The sequence below is a fragment of the Lamprobacter sp. genome (genome assembly GCF_034860625.1).
GTDB lineage: Bacteria > Pseudomonadota > Gammaproteobacteria > Chromatiales > Chromatiaceae > Lamprobacter.
Map to the genome: position 1 here is coordinate 1 of NZ_JAYESN010000513.1, position 1,384 is coordinate 1,384.

General features: G+C 50.3%; 3 protein-coding genes. All 3 read left to right on the forward strand.

Annotation, left to right across the window (positions count from 1 at the left end; genetic code table 11):
* Positions 1 to 249: hypothetical protein (locus VBE63_RS29355; protein WP_323686507.1), on the forward strand; the 249-nt coding region annotated here is incomplete at its 5' end.
* Complete coding sequence (locus tag VBE63_RS29360; protein WP_323686508.1) at positions 246 to 380, forward strand: hypothetical protein; 135 nt, start codon at positions 246 to 248, stop codon at positions 378 to 380. The genes VBE63_RS29355 and VBE63_RS29360, both read left to right, overlap by 4 nt.
* Before the next feature lie 55 nt (positions 381 to 435).
* Positions 436 to 1,170, forward strand: a complete 735-nt coding sequence (locus VBE63_RS29365) for a hypothetical protein (RefSeq protein WP_323686509.1) — start codon at positions 436 to 438, stop codon at positions 1,168 to 1,170.
* The last annotated feature ends 214 nt before the right edge of the window (positions 1,171 to 1,384 follow it).

The following is a 1,384-nucleotide window of genomic DNA, read 5'->3' on the forward strand; positions in this document are numbered from 1 at the left end:
TGCATCCACAACCCCAACGGAGCCCACACCATGACCATCGACGAACTCCTGCCTTCGGTCCGCGCGCTCTCGCACGCGGACAAGATTCGCCTAGCGCAAGTAGTCCTGCAGCAACTCGCGCAAGACGAGGGCGCCGCCGAGCAAGCACGCGAGCCCTTCGACCCGCAACGCTTCTATGGCTTAGCTCAGCAGTCACGGCACGCAGTGGATCAGTATCTAGTCTCAGCGCGCGAAGGCAGGGAGGAATGAGCTACCTGTTCGACACCAACATCGTTATCTACTACTTCAACGGCCTGACCGCAGCTGACGCGCTGCATCAGCTGCTCGCCGAGCACTTAAAGATTTTGGTCATATTCAAGTTAGATAGCAGGTCAACATGACAATTAACTCTAATCGCTGAAAAAGAAATAGACGCAATAATTTGCGAACGCAGAAATGAACATTAATCATCGCAAGAAGCAGATTGAACGATTTTTCTTGGAGCGCTTCCTCGAAGCTTCAGGCATGGTTGCCGAAATCGTGAACCAAGATGAAAGACCAGATTTTGTGATTATATTAGAAGGGCGTCTTGTCGGAGTTGAGCTGACGCGAATCTTTATATCACACAGCAGCAGCGTGCTGCAGTCTCAGGAATCCAACTCCGACAAAATCGTTTTTGGTGCGCGAAAGATCTACGAGTCACTCGACGGTTACCCCGCGCATATTTCTGTCTTCTTTGCTTCGAGCTGCGAATTGCAGCGCATCAGTCGTGACGATACAGCCAGGCAACTAGCGAACGTCGTCAAGGAAATGGAGCTTGGCAAATGGAGTTACGTCGATTGGCGTCCGGAGTCCTTAGATTCTCTGGGAAATGTGATTTCCATTGTTCACGCACTCGGAGTTCCAGACCCTGAAATGGCTCATTGGGGGGTGGTACGTGCCGGATGGACAGCGCCCTTGACTGTTGCACAGATGCAAGCACGCATAAATGAAAAGGCACTGCTGCTCGCCCATTATCGGAAAAAGGTAAACGAGAATTGGCTTCTGATTTACTCAGATGGCATGAAGCCATCTCAGCTGTTTGAACTTGAGGCAGAATTTGACGCTTCAAAGCTAACTAGCCCATTCGAAAAAACTTACTATTTCGGTCATCCCGAGAGAACGTTGCTTGAGCTGGGTCATAAAAGCTAGAAGACCTAGAGGGTATCGATATGCAAATAGGTAAAAATATTGAGGTCTTTGCGGAGTCAACTAATAAAGAAGCAGTTCAAGACCAAAAAACCGGACACCCTAATCGCCGCGACCGCACTGGTCCATGACTTGACCGTCGTCACCCATAACACCAGCGACTTTAAGCGCCTGGGGCTCAATACCCAAAGCGTCACCCTGAAGCCGAGCCTTGATC